The organism is Chryseobacterium subflavum, assembly GCF_055762745.1.
Window position 1 is genome coordinate 1 of record NZ_JBVTMR010000017.1, and the last position, 1018, is coordinate 1018.

2 tRNA genes and 1 rRNA gene are annotated in these 1018 nt (G+C 43.5%); all 3 read right to left on the bottom strand.

Annotation, left to right across the window (positions count from 1 at the left end):
* Positions 1-493, bottom strand: a 23S ribosomal RNA gene (locus tag AC0INN_RS21735); the annotation flags it as partial.
* 172 nt (positions 494-665) lie between these two features.
* Positions 666-739, bottom strand: a tRNA-Ala gene (locus AC0INN_RS21740).
* A gap of 86 nt (positions 740-825) precedes the next feature.
* A tRNA-Ile gene (locus tag AC0INN_RS21745) sits at positions 826-899 on the bottom strand.
* Positions 900-1018: the final 119 nt, after the last annotated feature.

A 1018-nucleotide genomic window follows, 5' to 3' on the forward strand; every position in this document is an offset into this window, starting at 1 on the left:
GGTTTCAGGTTCTATTTCACCCTTCTATTCGAAGTGCTTTTCACCTTTCCTTCACAGTACTTGTTCACTATCGGTCTTTCAGGAGTATTTAGCCTTGGAGGATGGTCCCCCCATATTCAGACAGGATTTCACGTGTCCCGCCCTACTCATTTATCATCTATATATACCTTTCGAATACCGGGCTATCACCGTCTATGGCCGCACTTTCCAGTACGTTCTTCTAAATATATAAAGACTTTTGGGCTAATCCGCTTTCGCTCGCCACTACTTACGGAATCTCTTCGATTTCTTTTCCTCCGGGTACTTAGATGTTTCAGTTCTCCGGGTTTGCTCCTCTTACGAGGTAATACATCTTCAATGTATTGGGTTGCCCCATTCGGACATCTGCGGATCAATTCGTGTGTGCCAATCCCCGCAGCTTTTCGCAGCTTACCACGTCCTTCGTCGCCTCTGAAAGCCTAGGCATCCGCCATACGCCCTTAACGATTTCTTTCCTATTTTTAGGTTACTCAAGCACTTATAAGTGCTCGGTTTTCTCTTTGTGATGTCTTTACCGTTAATGTCAATGATCTTTATTTCTTCTGTATTAATGTAAAACGTATTCATGTATCAATGACGGCTCTCGTCATGAGGTTTACATGCTTCTTTTTTACATATACAAACTGTGGAGAATAAGGGAGTCGAACCCTTGACCTCCTGCGTGCAAGGCAGGCGCTCTAGCCAGCTGAGCTAATTCCCCCTCTAGTAGACTTCAGATATCAGATCCTAGATCTCAGACTTAATGTCTCATGTCTTATATCTGATCTCTTCCCGTCTTATAATTAGTAGTCTCGGGCAGGCTCGAACTGCCGACCTCTACATTATCAGTGTAGCGCTCTAACCAGCTGAGCTACGAGACTGTCTTGTTAGACTTGCAGATTCAAGATCCCAGATATCAGACTTACATGGTCTTTCTTCTTCTATCTTTCCTCTTGTCTCTCTTCCCTTTACTAATTTCTAGTGGGTGTTGTATTTTTTT